Annotated in this window: 15 protein-coding genes; 13 read left to right on the top strand and 2 right to left on the bottom strand. The window is 74.7% G+C overall.

The window, feature by feature from the left end; all coding sequences use genetic code 11:
- Nucleotides 1-355: 355 nt before the first annotated feature.
- From uvrB to ACI799_RS08460, 5 genes are all read left to right on the top strand, one after another.
- Nucleotides 356-2,470 carry an excinuclease ABC subunit UvrB gene (gene uvrB, locus ACI799_RS08480; protein ID WP_456587807.1) on the top strand — a complete coding sequence of 705 codons (2,115 nt, stop codon included), beginning with the start codon at nucleotides 356-358 and terminating at the stop codon, nucleotides 2,468-2,470.
- Nucleotides 2,471-2,756: 286 nt separating this feature from the next.
- A complete protein-coding gene (locus tag ACI799_RS08475) occupies nucleotides 2,757-3,902 on the top strand; it encodes a TerC family protein (RefSeq protein ID WP_456587808.1) in 1,146 nt (381 codons plus the stop codon).
- A 142-nt stretch (nucleotides 3,903-4,044) separates the two neighbouring features.
- A complete protein-coding gene (locus ACI799_RS08470) occupies nucleotides 4,045-5,145 on the top strand; it encodes a TerC family protein (protein WP_456612870.1) in 1,101 nt (366 codons plus the stop codon).
- Between the two features lie 57 nt (nucleotides 5,146-5,202).
- Nucleotides 5,203-7,167, top strand: coding sequence for a S9 family peptidase (locus ACI799_RS08465; protein WP_456590307.1), 1,965 nt, complete (start codon nucleotides 5,203-5,205; stop codon nucleotides 7,165-7,167).
- Nucleotides 7,168-7,440: 273 nt separating this feature from the next.
- The gene (locus ACI799_RS08460; RefSeq protein ID WP_456590308.1) at nucleotides 7,441-9,111 is read left to right on the top strand and encodes a M28 family metallopeptidase; all 1,671 of its coding nucleotides are present in this window, start codon (nucleotides 7,441-7,443) and stop codon (nucleotides 9,109-9,111) included.
- Nucleotides 9,112-9,218: 107 nt separating this feature from the next.
- Here the strand turns inward: ACI799_RS08460 and ACI799_RS08455 are convergent, their stop codons facing one another.
- Nucleotides 9,219-9,806 carry a sugar O-acetyltransferase gene (locus ACI799_RS08455; protein WP_456596471.1) on the bottom strand — a complete coding sequence of 196 codons (588 nt, stop codon included), beginning with the start codon at nucleotides 9,804-9,806 and terminating at the stop codon, nucleotides 9,219-9,221.
- Nucleotides 9,807-9,892: 86 nt separating this feature from the next.
- Between ACI799_RS08455 and ACI799_RS08450 the strand changes: the two genes are divergently transcribed.
- The 7 genes from ACI799_RS08450 (at nucleotide 9,893) to ACI799_RS08420 (ending at nucleotide 18,180) form a co-directional block, all read left to right on the top strand.
- Nucleotides 9,893-10,174, top strand: a complete 282-nt coding sequence (locus tag ACI799_RS08450; protein WP_456590310.1) for a hypothetical protein — start codon at nucleotides 9,893-9,895, stop codon at nucleotides 10,172-10,174.
- Between the two features lie 159 nt (nucleotides 10,175-10,333).
- Nucleotides 10,334-11,632: a glycosyltransferase family protein gene (locus ACI799_RS08445; protein WP_456590311.1), complete on the top strand. Its 1,299-nt coding sequence runs from the start codon at nucleotides 10,334-10,336 to the stop codon at nucleotides 11,630-11,632.
- A complete protein-coding gene (locus ACI799_RS08440; RefSeq protein WP_456590312.1) occupies nucleotides 11,619-12,884 on the top strand; it encodes a glycosyltransferase in 1,266 nt (421 codons plus the stop codon). Before ACI799_RS08445 ends, ACI799_RS08440 begins: the two co-directional genes overlap by 14 nt.
- The gene (locus ACI799_RS08435) at nucleotides 12,884-14,059 is read left to right on the top strand and encodes a glycosyltransferase family 4 protein (protein ID WP_456590313.1); all 1,176 of its coding nucleotides are present in this window, start codon (nucleotides 12,884-12,886) and stop codon (nucleotides 14,057-14,059) included. Before ACI799_RS08440 ends, ACI799_RS08435 begins: the two co-directional genes overlap by 1 nt.
- The gene (locus ACI799_RS08430; RefSeq protein WP_456598844.1) at nucleotides 14,056-15,942 is read left to right on the top strand and encodes an ABC transporter ATP-binding protein; all 1,887 of its coding nucleotides are present in this window, start codon (nucleotides 14,056-14,058) and stop codon (nucleotides 15,940-15,942) included. The genes ACI799_RS08435 and ACI799_RS08430 overlap by 4 nt, the downstream gene beginning before the upstream one ends.
- The gene (locus ACI799_RS08425) at nucleotides 15,929-17,140 is read left to right on the top strand and encodes an aminoglycoside phosphotransferase family protein (RefSeq protein WP_456598843.1); all 1,212 of its coding nucleotides are present in this window, start codon (nucleotides 15,929-15,931) and stop codon (nucleotides 17,138-17,140) included. Before ACI799_RS08430 ends, ACI799_RS08425 begins: the two co-directional genes overlap by 14 nt.
- Nucleotides 17,137-18,180 (top strand): phosphotransferase family protein, encoded by a 1,044-nt coding sequence (locus ACI799_RS08420; protein WP_456598842.1) that lies wholly within the window; start codon nucleotides 17,137-17,139, stop codon nucleotides 18,178-18,180. The genes ACI799_RS08425 and ACI799_RS08420 overlap by 4 nt, the downstream gene beginning before the upstream one ends.
- Nucleotides 18,181-18,242: 62 nt before the next feature.
- Here ACI799_RS08420 and ACI799_RS08415 read toward each other — a convergent pair whose 3' ends face one another.
- The gene (locus ACI799_RS08415) at nucleotides 18,243-18,908 is read right to left on the bottom strand and encodes an MBL fold metallo-hydrolase (protein ID WP_456590317.1); all 666 of its coding nucleotides are present in this window, start codon (nucleotides 18,906-18,908) and stop codon (nucleotides 18,243-18,245) included.
- Nucleotides 18,909-18,955: 47 nt separating this feature from the next.
- Between ACI799_RS08415 and ACI799_RS08410 the strand changes: the two genes are divergently transcribed.
- On the top strand, nucleotides 18,956-20,413 hold the full coding sequence (locus tag ACI799_RS08410; RefSeq protein ID WP_456590318.1) for an amidase: 1,458 nt from the start codon (nucleotides 18,956-18,958) through the stop codon (nucleotides 20,411-20,413).
- Nucleotides 20,414-20,573 lie beyond the last annotated feature (160 nt).

Here is a 20,573-nt window from a genome sequence, read left to right as displayed (position 1 = left end):
TGCCCCGGGTCTCCGGCGGGACGCCGCTCCGACGGACGACGACGCCCCCCGCGGCGGACCGCGGGGGGCGTCGTGCGCAGGTCCGGCCGGGATGCCACCGGGGGCCCGGCCGACCGGGGGGCGGCGGTGCCACCTGCCCGGTGGGGTGGGGCCGGCGGCGCGCCGGGTCCGACCTCGCCCGGGGAGCCCCGGGTGGCGCTGGTCCTCGGCGCGGACCGCTCCTGCGACTGGGCACGCTAGGGGTGCGAGCCGGAGCAGACAAGTACCGGCCCCGCCGCCGCCGTCCCCTCCGCCCCAGCCACCGCCCGGTGCGCGCGCGACGCCTTCTGTCACACCGCCGACGTACCGTCGTCGCGTGCGCACGACCACCGATCTCCGGCCCACGCAGGGGCGCTTCCGCGTCGTCAGCGAGTTCGAGCCCGCGGGCGACCAGCCGGCGGCGATCAAGGCGCTCGCCGAGCGGGTGAACGCCGGGGAGAAGGACGTGGTCCTGCTCGGCGCCACCGGCACCGGCAAGTCCGCGACCACGGCGTGGCTGATCGAGCAGGTGCAGCGCCCGACGCTGGTGATGGCGCCGAACAAGACCCTCGCCGCGCAGCTGGCCAACGAGTTCCGCGAGCTGCTGCCCGACGCGGCGGTCGAGTACTTCGTCTCCTACTACGACTACTACCAGCCCGAGGCCTACGTCCCGCAGACGGACACCTACATCGAGAAGGACTCCTCGATCAACGAGGAGGTCGAGCGGCTGCGGCACTCGGCCACGAACAGCCTGCTCACCCGGCGCGACGTCGTGGTGGTGTCCACGGTCTCCTGCATCTACGGCCTGGGCACGCCCGAGGAGTACGTCGACCGCGCGCTGAAGATCTCGGTGGGGGAGGAGCGGGACCGCGACGAGCTGCTGCGCACCCTGGTCACCGAGCAGTACACCCGCAACGACCTCGCCTTCACCCGTGGCACGTTCCGGGTGCGCGGCGACACGATCGAGGTCTTCCCGGTCTACGAGGAGCTCGCCGTCCGGATCGAGATGTTCGGCGACGAGGTGGAGCGGCTGTACTACCTGCACCCGCTCACCGGCGAGGTCGTGCGCGAGGTGGAGGAGCTGTTCGTCTTCCCGGCCAGCCACTACGTGGCCGGCCCCGACCGCATGGAGCGGGCGATCGCCTCCATCGAGGCGGAGCTGGAGGTACGCCTGGCGGAGCTCGAGAAGCAGGGCAAGCTGCTGGAGGCGCAGCGGCTGCGCATGCGCACCACCTACGACATCGAGATGATGCGCCAGGTCGGGTTCTGCTCCGGCATCGAGAACTACTCGCGGCACATCGACGGCCGGGCGGCCGGTAGCGCCGGTGCCTGCCTCATCGACTACTTCCCCGACGACTTCCTGCTGGTCATCGACGAGTCGCACGTGACCGTGCCGCAGATCGGCGGCATGTACGAGGGCGACATGAGCCGCAAGCGCACGCTCGTCGAGCACGGGTTCCGGCTGCCGTCGGCGATGGACAACCGCCCGCTGAAGTGGGAGGAGTTCGCCGACCGGATCGGCCAGACGGTGTACCTCTCGGCAACGCCCGGGGACTACGAGCTCGGCCGCGTCCAGGGCGACGTCGTCGAGCAGGTCATCCGGCCGACGGGGCTGGTCGACCCGGAGGTGGTGGTGAAGCCGACGAAGGGGCAGATCGACGACCTGGTGCACGAGATCCGCCTGCGCACCGAGAAGGACGAGCGGATCCTGGTCACCACGCTCACCAAGAAGATGGCCGAGGACCTGACCGACTACCTGCTCGAGCTGGGCATCAAGGTGCGGTACCTGCACTCCGAGGTCGACACCCTGCGCCGCGTCGAGCTGCTCCGGGAACTCCGGCAGGGCGAGTATGACGTGCTCGTCGGCATCAACCTGCTGCGCGAGGGGCTGGACCTGCCCGAGGTGTCGCTGGTGGCGATCCTCGACGCCGACAAGGAGGGCTTCCTCCGGTCGGGCAAGTCGCTGATCCAGACGATCGGCCGCGCGGCGCGCAACGTCTCCGGCCAGGTGCACATGTACGCCGACAAGATCACCCCGTCCATGGCCCAGGCGATCGACGAGACCAGCCGCCGGCGCGAGAAGCAGATCGCCTACAACACCGAGCGGGGCATCGACCCCCAGCCGCTGCGGAAGAAGATCGTCGACATCCTCGACGGCATCTACCGCGAGGCGGAGGACTCCGAGTCGGTCGAGCTCGTCGGCGGATCGGGGCGGCAGCAGTCCCGCGGCAAGGCCCCGGTGCCGGGGCTGTCGTCGAAGGGCAAGGTCAAGGCCGGCTCGATCGACGTGCAGGGCCTGCCGCGTGCCGAGCTGGCCGACCTGATCACGCAGATGAACGAGCAGATGCTCGCCGCCGCCCGCGAGCTGCAGTTCGAGGTCGCCGCCCGCCTGCGGGACGAGCTGAACGAGCTGAAGAAGGAGCTGCGCCAGTTCGACGCCGCGCACGCCTGACGGCGGCCGGTCGGTGGGCCCGGGAGCGGGGCCGGGCGGCGCGCCTGGACGCACGGGCGGTGGTTCCGGCGCCCTCGGGGTAGCGTGTCGCCCAGCACCCCGGCGCCCGCATCCGACGACGTCTGCACGGCGGCGGGATGCACAATGGAGGGGAGTATCCCCGCGCGGCAGCGTCGTCATCACGAGGTCCCATGGCCTCCGGTGCTGCCGGCCGCAGGCCTCGGGCCGGCGGCGGGAGAGACCTCCGGTGCCGGATGGCTGGCAGTGATACCGGAGGTCTTCTGCAATGGACGTGCCCTTCTGGGTGTGGGCGGTCACGGTCGGCGCGATCGTGGGCATGCTCGTGTTCGACTTCTACGGGCACGTGCGCACGCCGCACGCGCCGACCCTGCGGGAATCGGCCACCTGGTCGGCCATCTACGTCGGGATCGCGGTCGTCTTCGGACTGCTGATCCTGTGGGCCTACGGCGGCACGTACGGCGGTGAGTACTTCGCCGGCTACATCACCGAGAAGAGCCTCTCGGTGGACAACCTGTTCGTCTTCGTGCTGATCATGGCGAGCTTCGCGGTACCGCGGGAGCTGCAGCAGAAGGTGCTGCTGTTCGGGATCGCGTTCGCGCTGGTCCTGCGGACCGCCTTCATCCTCGTCGGCGCCGCGGCGATCAACAACTTCAGCTGGGTCTTCTACCTCTTCGGCGGATTCCTCATCTACACCGCCTGGGCGCAGGCGCGCAGCGGCGGGCACAACGAGGACGAGGAGTTCAAGGAGAACCTCCTCCTCCGCCTCACCCGCAAGGCCGTGCCGACGACGAAGGAGTACCACGGCGACCGGATGGTCACGAAGCTCGAGGGCAAGCGCTACATCACGCCCCTGGCGATCGCACTGGTGGCCATCGGCAGCGCCGACATCCTCTTCGCCGTCGACTCCATCCCGGCGATCTTCGGGCTGACCCAGGAGACCTACCTGGTGTTCAGCGCCAACGCCTTCGCGCTGCTCGGGCTGCGGCAGCTCTTCTTCCTGATCGACGGCCTGCTGGACCGCCTGGTCTACCTGGCCTACGGCCTCGCGGTGATCCTCGGCTTCATCGGGATCAAGCTGCTCATCCACGCCCTGCACGAGAACGAGCTGCCGTTCATCAACGGTGGGGAGCACGTCACCGTGGTGCCCGAGATCCCGACGTGGCTGTCCCTGACGGTCATCCTCGTCACCCTGCTGATCACCACCGTCGCCAGCCTGGCCAAGAACAAGCGCGACGAGGCAGCCGGCTACACCAGCCCGACGGGTGCCGGGGACCCGGGCGCCGACCGGACCGGGCGCAACGTGCCCGCTCCGGGGAGCCACGACGGTCTGGACACCCCCGGGCGCGGCGAGGGTCCGCCGGACCCGAGGAACGCCCCGGTGACTTCGCGGGACGACGGCTCGACGGACTGAGCCCCGGCCGGCTCCGCCCGGGGTGGTCTCCCCGGGCGGAGCCGGCCGTCCGGCGGGCCGCGGCGGCACGTGAGCAGCCTCACCGCCCCCGGCCCGTCGTTCGCCGGGCGGGCCGCCGTTCCGGTACGTAGCGTTCCGGCGCGTGGCCCTCCCCGTCTGGTTCGAGGTCGCGACGCTGGTGGGGCTGACCGTCCTGCTGCTCGCCGACCTCGCCATCGTCGCCCGCCGCCCGCACGAACCCAGCACGAAGGAGGCGGGAGGCTGGGTCGCGTTCTACGTGGCGCTGGCCCTCGTGTTCGGCGGAATCCTGTTCTGGGTCGCCGACGGCACCTCCGCGACCGAGTTCTACGCGGGCTGGCTGACCGAGTACTCGCTCTCGGTCGACAACCTGTTCGTGTTCGTGATCATCATGGCCCGCTTCCGGGTGCCGCGGCACCTGCAGCAGGAGGCCCTGATGGTCGGCATCATCATCGCGCTGGTCCTGCGCGGCATCTTCATCCTGCTGGGCGCCGCGGTGATCGAGCGCTTCACCTGGGTCTTCTACGTCTTCGGCGCGTTCCTCGTCTACACGGCGATCAACCTGGTCCGCCACCGCGGCGAGGACGAGGACTACGAGGAGAACCCGTTCATCCGGCGCATGCGCCGGGTGCTGCCGATGACCCAGGACTTCCGGGGCGCCAAGGTCCGGGTCACGGAGAACGGCGCGAAGCTCTGGACGCCGATGATCATCGTCTTCCTCGCCCTGGGGACGACGGACCTGCTCTTCGCGCTCGACAGCATCCCGGCGATCTTCGGCCTCACCCAGGAGGCGTTCATCGTCTTCACGGCCAACGTCTTCGCGCTCATGGGGCTGCGTCAGCTCTACTTCCTGCTGGGTGGCCTGCTCAAGCGCCTGGTCTACCTCTCGCTTGGCCTCGCCGTGATCCTCGCCTTCATCGGGGTCAAGCTGGTGATGGAGGCGCTGCACACGAACGAGCTGCCGTTCATCAACGGCGGCGAGCACCTCGAGGCCGTTCCCGAGATCCCGATCTGGCTGTCGCTGTCGGTCATCCTCGGCGTCCTCGTGGTCGCCACGATCGCCAGCCTGCTGCGCACGCGGGGCCAGCTCGTCTCGGCCGACGAGCCGGTGATCGAGCCGGAGGAGGCCGAGGCGGTGGCGCCGGGAGGGCCCGAGGCCGCAGCAGCGGCCGAGGCGCGGATCGCCGACACCAGCGGCCCGGGCGGAGGCGGCGCAGCACGCTGACGGCGACGGCCCGGCCGCCGGGCGGCCGGCCCCGATCCCTCGGCTAGCGTCGCCGGCATGCGCCCGTCGGACCTCGCCCTCCTGCGCACGCCGGGGACGCCGACGGTCTCGCCCGACGGTCGGATGGCGGTCGTGGCCGTCGGCTGGCCCGACCCCGTCGCCGACGAGTACCGCAGCCAGCTGTGGGCGGTGCCCACCGACGGCTCCGCGCCCGCGCGCCCGCTCACCACCGGCCGGTGCGACACCGACCCGCAGTTCTCCCCGGACGGTCGGTGGTTGGCCTATCTGGGCGCGGAACCAGGTGGCCGTCCGCAGCTGCAGGTGCTGCCCGCCGCCGGTGGCGCGCCGCGCCGGCTGACCGACCACCCGCTGGGTGCCGGTGCGCCGGCCTGGTCCCCGGACTCCCGCCGCATCGCCTACGTCGCACGGGTGCCCGAGCACGGCCGGTACGGCACGGTCCCCGGTGTGAGCCCGGAGGCCGAGCCGCCGCGCCTGATCACCACGCTGACCTACCGCCGGGACGGGCTGGGCTTCTTCCGCGACCGCCCCGCCCAGGTCTTCGTCGCCTCGCTGCCGGCCGACTTCGCCGACGACACCGCCGCGCCCCCGCAGCCGGTGCAGGTGACGGCGGGGGAGGCGGACTGCGCGGACGTGGCCTGGCACCCGGGCAGCGCCGAGCTGGCGTTCGTGTCGGCGCGCCACGACCGGGCGGACCGGGACCTGGTCCGGGACGTGTACGTCATCGGCCCCGACGGGTCCGCGCTCCGTCGCGTCACGCAGTCCCGCGGCGACTGCTCCTCCCCGGCGTACACGCCGGACGGCGCCACGATCGTGCTCACCGCGATCCCCGACCTGGGCCCGGACGGCGTGGACGCGGCCGCCCGGCAGGCGGTGCCCTGCCGGGTCCCCGTCGACGGCGGCCCGCTGGCGGTGCTCCTCGACCCCGAGCAGCACGGGCGGGGCGACACGACCCCCGCGACCGTGCTGGCCGACGGAGCGGTGCTGGTCGGCGTCCAACGACGGGGCGCGGTCGAGCTGCTGCGGGTTCCGCTGGACGGCGGGCCACCCGAGACGCTCGTCGACGGCCCGTTCACCGTCCGGGGCATCGCCGCCGGGGGCGGGGTCGTCGTCGCCACGGTGGGCCACGACCGGTCGGCCGGGGAGCTGCTGGCCGTCGGCGGTGGGGGGCGCCGGCTGCTCACCGGCTTCGGCCGCCACCTCGGTGCCACCGGTCGGCTGCACCGGATGCGGGAGTGCACCGCGCACGCCCCCGACGGGTACCCGGTGCACGGCTGGGTGACCGCGCCACCGGGGCCGGGCCCGCACCCGGTGCTGCTCGTGGTGCACAGCGGGCCGTTCCGCCAGTGCGGATGGGAGCTGGCGGAGGAGGTCCAGGTCCTCGTCTCCGCCGGGTACGCGGTCGTGCAGTGCAACCCGCGTGGTTCCTCCGGCTACGGCGCGGCGCACGGGCGGGCCGTCCGGGGCGCGTGGGGCGGCCCGGACGCCGAGGACGTCCTGGCCTTCCTCGACGCGGTGCTCACCGAGCCGGCGCTGGACGCCGGTCGGGTGGGGATCATGGGCAGCGCCTACGGCGGCTCGCTGGCCGCGCTGCTGATCGGCCGGACGAACCGGTTCGCGGCGGCCGTGGTGGAGGGGGCGCTCATCGACCCGGTCGCCTTCGCCGGTACCTCCGACGCGGGCTGGTACCTGGTCGACACGCATCTGGGCAGCGACCCCGAGCGGTTGGCGGCGCAGAGCCCGCTGGCCCGGGCAGGGACGATCCGCACCCCGACCCTGGTCGTCCACGCGGAGGAGGACCGGCGGACGCCGCTGGAGCAGGGGCAGCGGCTGTACGCGGAGCTGGTCCGGCGCGGGGTGCCGGCAGAGCTGCTCCTGTTCCCCGGCGAGGGGCACGAGCTGGCGCGACGCGGCCGCCCCCGGCACCGGGTGGACCGCCTGGAGCACCTGCTCCGCTGGTGGCGCCGGTGGCTTCCGGTGGACGGGGCCGGCCGGGCGGGCTGAGGTCCCGCCCGCCCGGCGACGGTCGCCGAGCGTCGCAGCCCGTCACGGAGGGTCGTTTCCGTTTTCTGCGTGTCGTGACCTGGCTCACGCCTGAATCCGCTGGTCGGCCGCGGAGAAGAGCCCTCGACGGGTGGGTGCCGCGCGGGCTCCTGCCAGTTCCGGATCGCGAACTCCCCCTATGCAAGCTCCCTCTCCTCCGGTGGAGTTCCGGTGCCGGCAAGGGCGCCGGCGCCGGCGGGGATCCCGCCGACCACCGATCGAAAGGGATCGAGCGTGAACGAACGACGGACCGCGTCCGCACGACGGACGGCGGCTCGAGCCATCGCACTGGGCACCAGCGGACTGCTGCTGGCGCTGGCCCTCCCCGCCACGGCCACCGCCGCACCGCGGGACTCGAACACCCTGCCCCGGGATCCGTGCGACCGCCGGCACAACATCACGTACGAGAAGCTGCTGGAGTGCGTCGACCTCGAGGACATCCTCGAGCACCAGCGCGCGTTCCAGGAGATCGCGGACAACAGCGACGACCCGGTCTACCCGGGCAGCCGCGCGGCGGGCACGGACGGCTACGCCGACAGCGTGGAGTACGTCGCGGGCCTGCTGCGGCAGGCCAGGTTCGACGTCACGCTCGACCCGGTCGAGGTCACGTTCAACTTCCCCGCCGAGCTGCGCCAGCTCACCCCCGTCGAGGCCGAGTACGAGACCGGGGTCTTCACCGGCAGCGGCTCGGGCACGGTGGAGGGCGCCGTCGTACCGGTCGACCTCGCACTGACCGACCCGGCCGCCTCCAGCAGCGGCTGCGAGGCCGAGGACTTCGCCGGGCTGGACCTCACCGGCCCGGCCGACATCGCCCTCGTCCAGCGCGGCACCTGCAACTTCGGCGACAAGGCGGCCAACGCCGAGCAGGCCGGCGCCGAGGCGGTGATCATCTTCAACCAGGGGAACGGCCCCGACCGCATGGAGCTGATCGTCGCCAACGCGGCGACCCTCGGCGACGGCACCACGGTGCAGCACGGCATCCCGGTCGTCGGTGCCAGCTTCGCGCAGGGCGAGGCCCTGGCGGCCGACGGTGCCACCGCCTTCGTGAAGGTGCTCCCCGCGGAGACCCGCACCGACTACAACGTCATCGCGGAGCTGCGGGGCAGGGACCGGAACAACGTCGTCATGGCGGGTGCCCACCTGGACAGCGTCGAGGTCGGACCCGGTATCAACGACAACGGCTCGGGGTCGGCGGCGCTGCTCGAGACGGCGCTGTCGATGGCTCGGATGAAGCCGCACAACACGTTGCGGTTCGCGTGGTGGGCCGCGGAGGAGCAGGGGCTGGTCGGCTCGACGAGCTACGTCGAGAAGCTGCCGCAGTCCGAGCTCGACCGCATCGCGCTCTACATGAACTACGACATGGTCGCGTCGCCGAACTACGTGCAGATGGTCTACGACTCGGACGAGTCCACCTGGGACGCCTCGGCCCCGATCCCGGCGGGCTCCACCGCGATCGAGGACCTCTACGAGTCGTACTACACCAAGATCGGGGTGCCCTACGACGACGCGGAGTACTCCGGCCGCAGCGACTACCAGGCGTTCATCAACGCCGGCATCCCGTCCGGGGGTCTGTTCACCGGCGCCGAGGTGCGCAAGACCGAGGAGCAGGCGGCGATCTGGGGCGGTACCGCGGGCGAGCAGTTCGACCCGTGCTACCACCTGGCCTGCGACCAGATCGACAACATGGCCCTCGACGCGCTGGACGTGAACAGCGACCTCATCGCCTTCGCGATGCTCACGTTCGCCTTCTCCACGGAGTCGGTGAACGGCGTCCCGGGCCGACCGGTCCCCGGTCCGGCGTTCGAGCTGCCGGCCCCGGCCGGCGAGCAGGGCACGTTCAGGGAGGCGGCCGGCGGCGGCGGCCTCGCGCACGACCACGTGCACGGTCACGAGGTCGTGGACTGACGACTGACGGCTGACGGGGCGCGGTCGCACCGGCCGCGCCCCGTCGGCCTCCGACCGGTCGAGCCGTCGCCGGCGTTCCCACGGGGACGCCGGCGGCGGCTCGTCGGCTACCGGGCCTCGTCCAGGTGGCGCACGACGCGTGCCGGGTTGCCGACCGCGACGACGTCGGCCGGCAGGTCCCGGGTGACGACGGCGCCCGCGCCGACGACCGTGTTCGCGCCGATCGTGACGCCCGCCAGGACGATGACCCCGCCGCCGAGCCAGACGTTGTCGCCGATGGTGATCGGCTGCGCGGCCTCCCACTTCTGCCGCCGCGGCTCCGCCTCCACCGGGTGCGTGGGCGTGAGCAGCTGGACGTTGGGCCCGATCTGCACGTCGTCCCCGATGGTGATGGGGGCGACGTCGAGGGCGACCAGCCCGAAGTTGGCGAAGCAGCGGGCGCCGACGGTCAGGTGCCGGCCGTAGTCGACGCGCAACGGCGGGCGCAGCTCGGTGTCCTCGCCGACCGACCCCAGCAGCTGCTCGAGCAGCTTCCGGCGCAGCCCGGCCTGGCGGACCGACGTCGCGTTGTAGGCGTCGGCGAGGTCGAGGGCCCGCGAGCTGAGCTCGCCGAGCTCCGGGTCGTCGGCGAGGTACGGCTCGCCGGCCAGCATCCGTTCGCGCATGGAGCGACCGTCGTCCCGCGGCGTCGTCATGCGCCCAACCTACGGTCGGGGCACTCCCCGGCGCCCCGGGCGTCCGGGGGATGCCGGACGGGGCCCGGGGGCCTACCGTGCGCAGGATGGCGCTCATCTACCCGGTCCGGATCGACTCCCCGGAGCCCGACGAGGACGCGGCCCCCGACTTCGCCGAGCTCGCCGCCGACCTGTCGGACCAGTGGCTCGTCGAGGTCGACCTGGGCGAGGACGGCGACGACGCCTGCTTCGGCCCGCTCACCCCCCGCGCGGCGTGGGACCTGGCGCTCGGCGTCGACGAGCGGCGCCCGGAGTGGTCGGTCTCCGTGCTCCCGCTGCACGTGCCCGGCACGCCCGACGAGCTGGTGGCGCTCTTCACCGAGGACTGACGCCGCGAGCGGGGCCGGCCACGCGCCCCGCGTGCCGTTCGACCCGCCCGTGGATGAGGTCTCTCTCATCCACGGCTCACCGGGGTGCCACGCGAGCTGGGCACGGTGGGGTCACCCACTCGACACCGGACGGCCACGTCCTCGTCGCCGGAGGACCTCATGTCGCCGACACCCCAGCCCTCGCGCACCTCACAGGCCTCGCCGCGGCTGCGGCGGATCGCGTTCTACTCGCACGACACCCAGGGTCTCGGGCACACGCGCCGAAACATCGCCCTGGCCGCCGCGCTGGTGGCGGCACGCCCCGACACGGACGTGCTCCTGCTGACCGGCAACCCGGAGGCGGCGATGCTTCCGCTCCCACCGCGCACGGACGTCCTCACGCTGCCCACGATCCGGAAGACCGACGACGGGGACTACGCAGCCCGTGCGCTGGCCAGCCCGCTCGAGGTGGTGCTGGACGTCCGGGCGCGCATCCTGGACGCCGCTCTGGGAGCCTTCGCCCCCGACCTGCTGGTCGTCGACAAGGTCGCCGCCGGGGTCTGCGGCGAGCTGCTCCCGGCGCTGAGCACGCTCCGCGAGCTGGGAGACACCCGCGTCGTCCTGGGGCTGCGGGAGGTGCTCGACCGCCCCGAGGTGGCGATCGAGGAGTGGGAGCGGTCGGCCACCACCGAGATCCTCGTCGACTACTTCGACGCGGTGTGGGTCTACGGCGATCCCGTCGTCTACGACCCGGTCGCCGAGTACCGCTTGCCGCCCGAGGTGGTCGCCATGGTCCAGTACACCGGCTACCTCGGGCACGGCCGCCGGGACACCGTTCGCCCGCGAAGCCGCCCGACCGCCCGGCTCACCCCGCCCGCCGAGCCCTACGTCCTCTGCACCGTGGGTGGTGGGCAGGACGGCCAGGAGCTGGCCCGGGCCTTCGCCTCGGCGCCGCTGCCCGAGGGGCACCGGGGGGTGTTGCTCACCGGGCCGTTCATGGCGGCCTCCGTGCGCGACGCCGTCCGGGCCGCTGCCGCGGCCGACGAGCGCCTGACCGTCCTCGATTTCGTGCCGGACAGCGAGGAGTTCTTCGCCGCGGCTGCCGCGGTGGTCTCGATGGGCGGGTACAACAGCGTCTGCGAGCTCCTCGCCGCCGGCGTCCGGGCGCTCGTCGTCCCGCGGGTGGCCCCACGCGAGGAGCAGCTGGTACGTGCCGAACGGCTCGCCGAGCGCGGGCTGCTCGACTACTGCCGCCCGGCCGACCTGAGCGGCGCCGTGCTGGGCGACTGGTTGGCGACCGCGGTCAGCACGCCCGCCCCGGCCGGTGCGCCGGTCGACCTGGACGGGCTGCGCCGGGTCCCGCACCTGGCCGACCTGGTGCTGGGCGGCCGGTCCCGTCCGCCCCTCGGCCGCTCCGCCCGCGGGACCGGTGGCGCGGGCGGCACCGCGCTGCAGGAGGTCCGTCGTGCAGCTGCCTGAGCCCATCCGCCCCGGCCGCGTGGGCTACGTGCTGAAGATGTACCCACGGTTCTCCGAGACCTTCGTGGTCACCGAGCTGCTCGCCCACCAGGAGCGCGGTCTCGACGTCGCGGTCTTCTCCCTGCGGCCACCGGCCGACGGCCGCTTCCACGAGTCGCTCGCCCGCCTGCGGGCGCCGGTCACCTACCTGCGCTCGTCGAGCATCCGCGCCGACGACCTGTGGACGGCGTTCCGGGACGCCCGCGCCGGGCTGCCTGACCTCGCCCACCACGCCGACGAGCTGTGGGACGCCGACGCGCTCGACGCCGCGCAGGCGCTGGAGCTCGCACTCGCCGTCCGCGCCGGGGGAGTCACGCACCTGCACGCCCACTTCGCGTCCGTCGCGACCACGGTCGCCCGGCTCGCCGCGCGGCTGGCGGGGATCACGTACTCGTTCACCGCCCACGCGAAGGACATCTTCCACAGCGAGGTCCGGCACGAGGAGCTGCGCGCCAAGCTGGTCGACGCCGCCGACGTCGTCACGATCAGCGACTTCAACCTCGCGCACCTGCGCGGCCGCTTCGGTTCCGCCGCGGACCGGGTCCGGCGGGTCTACAACGGCCTGGACCTCGCCGCCTTCCCGCGCAACCCGGTCACGGACCGCCCGCCGGTGATCGCGGCGGTGGGCCGGTTGGTGGAGAAGAAGGGGTTCGCGGACCTGCTGGACGCCGTCGCCTTGCTGCGCGCCCGTGGCCGCGAGCTCTCGGTGCAGCTGGTGGGCACCGGACCGCTGGCCGGCGAGCTGGCCGCCCGGGTCGGCCGGCTGGGGCTCCACGACGTCGTGACGATGACCGGGGCGCTCACCCAGGAGGAGGTGCGGAGGGTGGTCGGCTCGGCCGCCGTCTTCGCCGCGCCCTGCGTCGTCGGCGTCGACGGGAACCGCGACGGGCTGCCCACCGTGCTGCTGGAGGCGATGGCACTCGGGACGCCGTGCGTCGCGACGCCGGTGACCGGCATCCCCGAGGTCCTGCGGGACGAGGAGACCGGCCTGCTGGTGCCCGAGCGCGACCCCGGGGCGCTCGCGACCGCTCTGGGCCGACTGCTGGACGACGCCGACCTGCGCGCCCGGCTGGCGACGTCGGCGCGGCACCGCATCGAGGCCGACTTCGACGCCCGCCGGCAGGCGGCCGGCGTCGCGGCCGGCTTCCCGCCCGCTGCAGCTCCCACGGGGAGCGCGTCGACGGCCCGCACGCAGGCCGTGGTGGCCGGCTGATGCGCGTCGCCGTCGTCTGCACCGATCCGGGCATCCCGGTCTTCGGCAGCAAGGGCGCGTCGGTGCACCTGCAGGCGGTCCTCCGCGAGCTCGCCGCCGACGGGCACGAGGTGCACGTCCTCAGTCCCCGCCTGGGCGGCGAGCCGCTGCCCGGCCTCACGCTGGACGGTCTGCCACCGGTCACGGGAAAGGACGCTGACCGGGAGCGCTCCGCGCAGGCCTGCGACGCCGCCGTCGCCGCCTGCCTCGATCGGATCCGACCCGAGCTGGTCTACGAGCGGTACTCGCTGTGGGGGCGGACCGCGACCGCCTGGGCGCAGGGAGCCCGCGTGCCCAGCGTGCTGGAGGTCAACGCGCCGCTGCCCGCGGAGCAGGCCGCGCACCGGTCGCTGGCCGACCGCGCGGGCGCCGAGGCCGTCGCCTCCGCGGCCCTCTCCGCGGCGACGGCGGTCGTGTGCGTCAGCGACCCGGTCGCCGCCTGGGCACGGTCGGTGTCCCGCCGTCCCGACCGGGTGCGGACCGAGCCCAACGGGGTCGACGTCGAGCGGGTGCAGCCGACGTCGCGGCCGGTGACCCCGGCATGGGGCACGCCGTTCACGGTCGGCTTCGTCGGCACCCTCAAGCCGTGGCACGGCGTGGAGACGCTGGTCGACGCCGTCGCCGCTCTGTCCGTGGACGACCCGACCTGGCGGCTGCTGCTGGTGGGTGACGGGCCGATGGGGCCGGCCCTGCTGACCCGGGCGGCGGAGGTCGGCGCCGTGGCCGAGGCGACCGGCGCCCTGCCGCCGGCGGACGTGCCGGCCCAGCTGCAGCGCATGGACGTCGGAGTGGCGCCCTACCCCGCCGACGAGAACAGCTACTTCTCCCCGCTGAAGGTCTACGAGTACCTCGCCGCCGGGCTCCCGGTCGTCGCGAGCCGGGTCGGGCAGGTGCCGGGCATCCTCGGCGGCGGGCCCGACGGGCGGCCGCTGGGCCGGCTCGTCCCGCCCGGCGACCCGGCCGCGCTGGCCGCCGCCCTGTCGGCCTTGCGCGCGGATGCCGCCGAGCGGAAGCGCCTCCGCTCCGCCGGGCGCGCGGCCGCGGTGTCCCGGCACACCTGGCGGGACGTCGTCCGCCGCTCGCTCGCGCACGCGCTCGGGACGGCCGCGCCGGCGGGGCCGGGGGTGCCGCGGTGAGGACGGGCACGCCGATCCGCCGTGAGCGGCCGATCGGCCTGCGCTCGGCGCTGCCGGGGCTGCGGCGCACGCTGCGCCGCTTCGGCCCGCACGTGCGCAGCCAGCGCCGGCTGCTCCTGCTGGGGCTGCTCGCCCTGTTCGCCGAGGTCGCCATGCGGCTGCTGGAGCCCTGGCCGCTGGCCTGGGTCATCGACGCCGTCGTGGTCGCTGCCGGCGCCGACCTCTCCGTCGCACCGCGTGACGACCTGGGCACCGTGCTGGTCGTCGCCTCGATCGCCGTCTTCGCGGTCGTCGCGCTGAGGGCGCTGGCCTCCTTCGGCATGACCGTCTGCTTCGCGCTGGCCGGGAACCGGGTGCTCACCCGGGTGCGCGGCGAGCTGTACGCCCACCTCAACCGGTTGTCGATGGCGTTCCACGACCGTGCGAGGACCGGGGACCTGGTCACGCGGGTCACCGGGGACGTCGGCCGGCTGCAGGAGGCGACGGTCACCGCGGCGCTGCCCCTGTTCGGTAACGCCGTGACGCTGCTCGGGATGCTCGCGGTCGTCGCCGCGCTCAACCTCCAGCTGGCGATGGTCGTGCTGCTGGTCTTCCCGCTCTTCGGGCTGATCAGCGTGCGGCTCACCCGGCGGATCAGTGGCGTCTCGCGGACCCAGCGCACGGCCGAGGGAGCGCTGGCGTCGCTGGCCACCGAGTCGCTCGGGGCGATGACGGTGGTGCAGAGCTACTCCCTCGAGGAGCGCATGCAGCAGCGCTTCGGCGGCAGCAACGAGCGAAGCCTGCGCGACGGCGTGCGGGCCAAGCGGCTCTCTGCCGGGCTGGAGCGCAGCACCGACGTCCTCGTAGGCCTGGCCACGGGCATCGTCCTCTACGTCGGGGCCCGTCAGGTCCTGGCCGGTGACCTGACTCCCGGCGAGCTGACCGTCTTCCTCACCTACCTGAAGACGGCGTTCAAGCCGATGCGCGACATCGCGAAGTACACCGGCCGGATCTCCAAGGCCGCCGCGTCCGGGGAGCGGATCGTCGACGTCCTGGAGGAGGAGCCGGGGCTGCGGGACGCCCCGTGGGCACGCCCGTGCCCCGCACTGCTCGGCTACGTCGAGTTCGACGACGTCCACCTCGCCTACGAGCCCGGTCATCCCGTGCTGCGGGGCGTGAGCGCGCGGGTGCGGCCGGGGGAGCGGATCGCCGTCGTCGGCCCCTCGGGGGCGGGGAAATCCTCCCTCGTCTCGCTCCTGTCCCGGCTGCGCGACCCGGACACGGGCACCGTCGCCTTCGACGGGCACGACCTCCGCGACCTCACCGTCGCGTCGGTGCGCGCGAGCGTGTCCATCGTGCTCCAGGAGAGCGTGCTGTTCGCCGCATCGGTGCGGGAGAACATCGCGCTCGGTGTCGACCGGGAGGTCACCCAGGAGGAGATCGAGGCGGCCGCCCGGCTCGCCGGTGCACACGACTTCGTCAGGCGGTTGCCGCAGGGCTACGACACCGTGGTCGGCGAGCGCGGCTCGACGCTGTCCGGCGGCCAGCGGCAGCGGATCGCCATCGCACGGGCCGCTCTCCGCGACGCCCCGATCGTCGTCCTGGACGAGGCGCTCACCGGCCTCGACGAGGACACCGAGGCGGAGGTGACCGCGGCGCTGGCCCGGCTGACCCACGGGCGCACCACGTTCGTGATCACCCACGACCTCGCCGCAGCCCGGAACGCCGACCGGGTGTTCTGGATGGAGGACGGCCGGGTGCTCCGCACCGGGCGGCCCGAGGCGGTCCTGCCGACCGGGCCGGTCCCGCTGCCGGCGGAGCACCCGCGCACCGCGCCGATCTCCGTCGTGCCGGCGGACCGGCCGGCGACGCGGTCCGAGGAGTTCCCCCGTGCAGCCCGCTGACGCCGACCTCGCCGCCCGTGACCCCGGTCTGCCGGGCCTGCCGGTGCTGCTGGACGACGACGTGCTGGCCGGCTGGCTGGCCGGGCACGGCCTCGGGACCGCGCGACGCCGCTACCTCCGGTACAAGCCGGGCACCGGCTGCGTGCTCGGCCTGGAGCTGCGCACCGGGGCGGGCGCGGTCCCCGCGGTGCTCAGCGCCTGGGCCGGCCACAGCGCGCCCAAGCTCGCCAAGACCCGGCGCCGGGCCCCGGGCGGAACGGTGCTCGCCGTGGACGAGGGCAGGCGCCTGCTGCTCACCACCGGGGCGGCCGACCGCGACCTGCCGGGTGTCGCCGCGCTGGCCGGGCCGGGCGGCGGGCCCGGCGTCCTGGCTCCGCTGCTCCCGGGGTGGCCGCTCGCCGCGGCGACGATCCGGGTGCTGCGGTACAAGCCCGCCCGCCGGTGGGTCGGCGTCCTCACCGCCGCCGGCCGGGAGCCGGTGCTGATGCGTGTCCACCGGCCGGCCGTCACCGCCGAACTGGTGACCGCCCTCTCCGCGTTCGGCACGGCCCGGGTGCGCACGCCGGGGCTCGTCGCCGCGGATGCCGGCCTCGGCCTGACGGTCATGGAGTGGCTGCCCGGTGAGGCGTTGAGCGACGTCCCCGTCGGCGACCGTGCGCCGCTGCTCCGCGCCACGGGCCGGGCGCTGGCGCAGCTCCACCAGCACTCCGCCCCGGGGCTGCGGCGCCGTCCCGAGACGGTCGCGGAGAGCACGCGGGCCGGAGCCCGCCTCGTGGCGCGGCTGCTCCCCGCGCAGGCCGGCCGCGCCCTGGGCCTGGCCGCGGTGATCGCGGCGCGGCTCCGACCACCGCCCGGGCTGCGGGTCTGCCACGGTGACTTCTCGGCCGACCAGGTGGTCGTCGGGCCGAGCGGCCCGGCGCTCGCCGACCTCGACGAGCTGGCGCTCGACGATCCTGCCGCCGACCTCGCGTCGATGATCGCCGGCGCCCGTCTCGACGGTGGCGGGCACGGGGGGGACGTGGAGCCGGTGCTCGCCGGCTACGCCACGATCCGTGCGCTGCCCCCGGCTCGTCAGCTGGCCGCCCACACCGCCGCTGCGCTGCTGCGCCGGGCGCCGGAGCCCTTCCGGCTGGCCGAACCCGCGTGGGACAGCGGTCTGGTCCGCGCCCTGGACGCCGCCGAGCGGGCCCTGTCGTGAACGGGAGCCGGACGCGCACCCGGCTCGCCGCCGCCTGCGCCGCCGTCGAGAGCCTGGGCGGTCGGCTGCTGCGGGCCTGGCCGCGAGGTCCGGAGCACCTGCTCCTGGAGGCCACGCTGGGCGGGGGGCCGACCGCGGGGCAGTGGTTCGGCGATCCCGGACGCGCCCGGGCGGTCGCCGAGGCGACCGTCGGCGCGACCGTGCATGGCGGCCTCGTGCTGCAGCCCCAGGGCGCCGACCGGCGGTTGCGCGGCCTGGGCGAGCTCCTCGCCGCTCCGGGCGCCGCTCTGCTGGCCCACCGCCCGGAGCGGCGCGCGGTGCTGCGCCACGGCGGACCGGACGGAGCAGTGGCCTACACGAAGGTGGTGCGGCCGGACCGGTTGCCGGGCCTGCTGCTCGCGGCCCAGCGGGTGCCCCGGCTGCCGGTGCGCACACCGCGGTTGCTCGGGTCCGACCTCGGACTCGGCCGGCTGACCACGGCCGCCCTGCCGGGCCGGCCGCTGCACGAACTGCTCGCCTCCGCAGCCGCGGTGCCGGCCTGCCGGTCGCTGGGCACGGCCCTGGCTGCGCTGCACCGGGCGCCGGTACCGCCGGGTACGCCGGTGCACGACGCAGCGGCGGAGGTGGCGGTGCTCCGTCGGTGGGCGGAGCTGGCCCGCACGTTCGGAGCGGCGGACGTCCCCGGTGTCGAGGACGTGGCCCGCGCACTGGCGGACCGGCCGGCCGGTCCACCGGCGCTCCTGCACCGGGACCTGCACGACCGGCAGGTGCTCGTGGCCGACGACGGGTCCGTCGGGCTGCTCGACTTCGACCTGCTCGCCGCCGGGGAGCCGGCGCTCGACGTGGCCAATCTGCTGGTCCACCTGGAGCTGCGGGAGCAGCAGGGTCTTCTCGGAACCGCGGCGGTGCTGCGCGACGCGGTGCTCGAGGGGTACCGCCCGTCCACCGCCACGCTCACCCGACTACCGGCCTACGCGGCGGCGACCCGGCTCCGGCTCGCCGCGGTGTACGCCTTCCGTCCCGGCGCGGCGGTCAGCTGACCTCGCCGGGGTACCTGTCGACGGCCGGATGGCGCCTGGTGCACCCGGAACCACCGGCGGGGTCACCAGCCGCGCTCGCGCCACTCGCCCAGGTGCGGGCGCTCCGCGCCGAGGGTGGTGTCCCGCCCGTGCCCGGGGTAGATCCAGGCGTCGTCCGGGAGGACGGCGAACAGTCGCTCCTCGACGTCGTCGATCAGGCTGGCGAAGTCCTCCGCCGACCAGGTCTTGCCCACGCCGCCGGGGAAGAGGCTGTCGCCGGTGAAGACGTGCACCCCCGCGTCGGCGGGGCCACGCCAGACCAGCGCGATGCTGCCGGGCGTGTGCCCGCGCAGGTGCACGACCTCGAGCGTCTGCTCACCGACCGCCACGGTGTCGCCGTGCTCGGCCGGCCGCGTCACCGGAACGGGCAGGGCGGCGGCGTCGGCCGGGTGGGCGACGGTCGCCGCCCCGGTCTCGCGCACGACGTCGGGCAGCGCCCGGTGGTGGTCCCAGTGCCCGTGGGTGGTGACGACCGTGCGCAGGTCGGCGTCGCCGACCAGCGAGCGGAGGGTGGCCGGCTCGTCGGCGGCGTCGACCAGCAGGGCCTCGCCGGTGGCGGTGCACCGGAGCAGGTAGGCGTTGTTCGCCATCTCGCTGACCGCGACCTTGCTGATGGTCAGCCCGGGCAGCTCGCGCACGTCGGCGGGGCCGCCCACCGTGACGTCTCCGGTATAGGTGGGGGTGCTCATCCGGACTCCGTTCGGAAAGTGTCGGCGGGCGCGGTTACGGTCCAGTCATGGACGCTAGCGGAGGTGTCGGCACCGCTCAGGGCGACGCTGCAGGAGGCGGGGCCGCGGGGGGCGAGCCGCAGGAGCCCGGGGCGCGGATCGTCGGGCTGACGGCGACGGAGATCGCGGCGCGGGTCCGCGCGGGCGAGCTGACGGCGGTGGAGGTGGTCCGCGCGCACCTCGACCACATCGAGGCGGTCGACGCGCGGGTCGGCGCCTTCCGCGTCGTCCGGCGCGAGGCGGCGCTGGCCGAGGCCGCCGCGGTCGACGCGAGCCTCACCCGCTTCGCCCTCCCGCTGGCCGGGGTGCCCGTCGCGGTGAAGGACAACGTGCCGGTGGCCGGCGAGGTGTGCACCGACGGCTCCCCGGCGCGGGAGAGCGGACCGGAGCGCCGCGACCACGAGATCGTCACCCGGCTGCGCAAGGCCGGCGCGGTCGTCGTCGGCATCACCCGGGTGCCCGAGCTGTGCCTGTACGCCGCCACCGACGGCCCGGGCACGGTCACGCGCAACCCCTGGGACACCGCCCTCTCGCCGGCGGGCAGCTCGGGCGGCAGTGCGGCGGCAGTGGCCTCCGGCGCCGTCCCGCTCGCCCACGGCAACGACGGGATGGGCTCCCTCCGGCTGCCCGCCGCGGCGTGCGGGCTGGTCACGCTCAAGCCCGGCGTCGGGGTGGTCCCGGGTGGCATCGGCGCCGACGACTGGTCGGGCATGGCCGTCAACGGCGCGCTGGCCACCACGGTCGCCGACCTCGCGGTCGCGCACGCCGTGCTGGCGGGGGAGCGGCCCACGGCCCCGGCCGCGCCCGGACGTCCGCTCCGGATCGCCGTCAGCACCCGGTCGCCGCTCCCCGGCGTCGGCGCGGACGAGGCCACCCGCGCGGCGGTCGACGCCGTGGTGAACCAGCTGCGGGCGGCCGGGCACACGGTGGTGCGCCGGAACCCGCCGGTCACCCCGGCCGCCGCGGCCGGCGCGCTCGCGCGGTGGATGGCCGGGGCGGAGGACGACGCGGAGTTCCTCGGCATCGACCGTGCGCGGCTGCAGCCCCGCAGCCGCACGCACGCCCGCGTCGGCAGGCTGGTGCGCCGGCTCGGGCTGGTGCGGCCCCGGACGCAGGAGCGGTTCCGGGAGCGGATGGAGCGCTTCTTCGACGACGTCGACCTGCTGCTCACGCCGGTCACCACCGGTCCGCCGCTGCCCGCCCGGCCCTGGCACGAGCGGTCCTTCCTGGCCAACCTCACGGCCAACGCGCGCTGGTCCCCGTGGACGGCGGCCTGGAACCTCGCGGGCATCCCGGCCGCGGTCCTGCCGGCCGGCGCCCGGCCGGGCGGGCCCCCCGTGCCGGTCCAGTTCGTCGGGCCGCCGGGTGCCGAGGAGCGGCTACTCTGGATCGCCGGCGAGCTGGAGTCCCGTCGGCCCTGGCGCCGGTACGCGCCCGTCTTCGACCCCACCGCGACGCCGGCCTGAGCCCGAGCGCGCAGCGGCCGCCCGGTGACCGGGCGCAACTCACAGCGCCGGGTGGACGACCGCGGGCCGCGCCGGAGTTGCACGGGCTGGGCCGCGATCGGACCACGACCGCCGCCGTCCAGGCCACCACCGCACCACCCACCAGCGACCGACAGGGATC

It is taken from the genome of Blastococcus sp. SYSU DS0753 (assembly GCF_054051175.1).
This window is presented reverse-complemented; position numbering and strand designations above follow the sequence as displayed.

What these genes read in the sequence shown, in the direction of transcription:
- ACI799_RS08475 (WP_456587808.1), top strand. Translation starts at nt 2,757, where the DNA reads ATGGACGTGCCCTTCTGGGTGTGGGCGGTCACGGTCGGCGCGATCGTG.
- ACI799_RS08465 (WP_456590307.1), top strand. Translation starts at nt 5,203, where the DNA reads ATGCGCCCGTCGGACCTCGCCCTCCTGCGCACGCCGGGGACGCCGACG.
- ACI799_RS08455 (WP_456596471.1), bottom strand. Translation starts at nt 9,806, where the DNA reads ATGACGACGCCGCGGGACGACGGTCGCTCCATGCGCGAACGGATGCTG.
- ACI799_RS08450 (WP_456590310.1), top strand. Translation starts at nt 9,893, where the DNA reads ATGGCGCTCATCTACCCGGTCCGGATCGACTCCCCGGAGCCCGACGAG.
- ACI799_RS08445 (WP_456590311.1), top strand. Translation starts at nt 10,334, where the DNA reads ATGTCGCCGACACCCCAGCCCTCGCGCACCTCACAGGCCTCGCCGCGG.
- ACI799_RS08435 (WP_456590313.1), top strand. Translation starts at nt 12,884, where the DNA reads ATGCGCGTCGCCGTCGTCTGCACCGATCCGGGCATCCCGGTCTTCGGC.
- ACI799_RS08415 (WP_456590317.1), bottom strand. Translation starts at nt 18,908, where the DNA reads ATGAGCACCCCCACCTATACCGGAGACGTCACGGTGGGCGGCCCCGCC.
- ACI799_RS08410 (WP_456590318.1), top strand. Translation starts at nt 18,956, where the DNA reads ATGGACGCTAGCGGAGGTGTCGGCACCGCTCAGGGCGACGCTGCAGGA.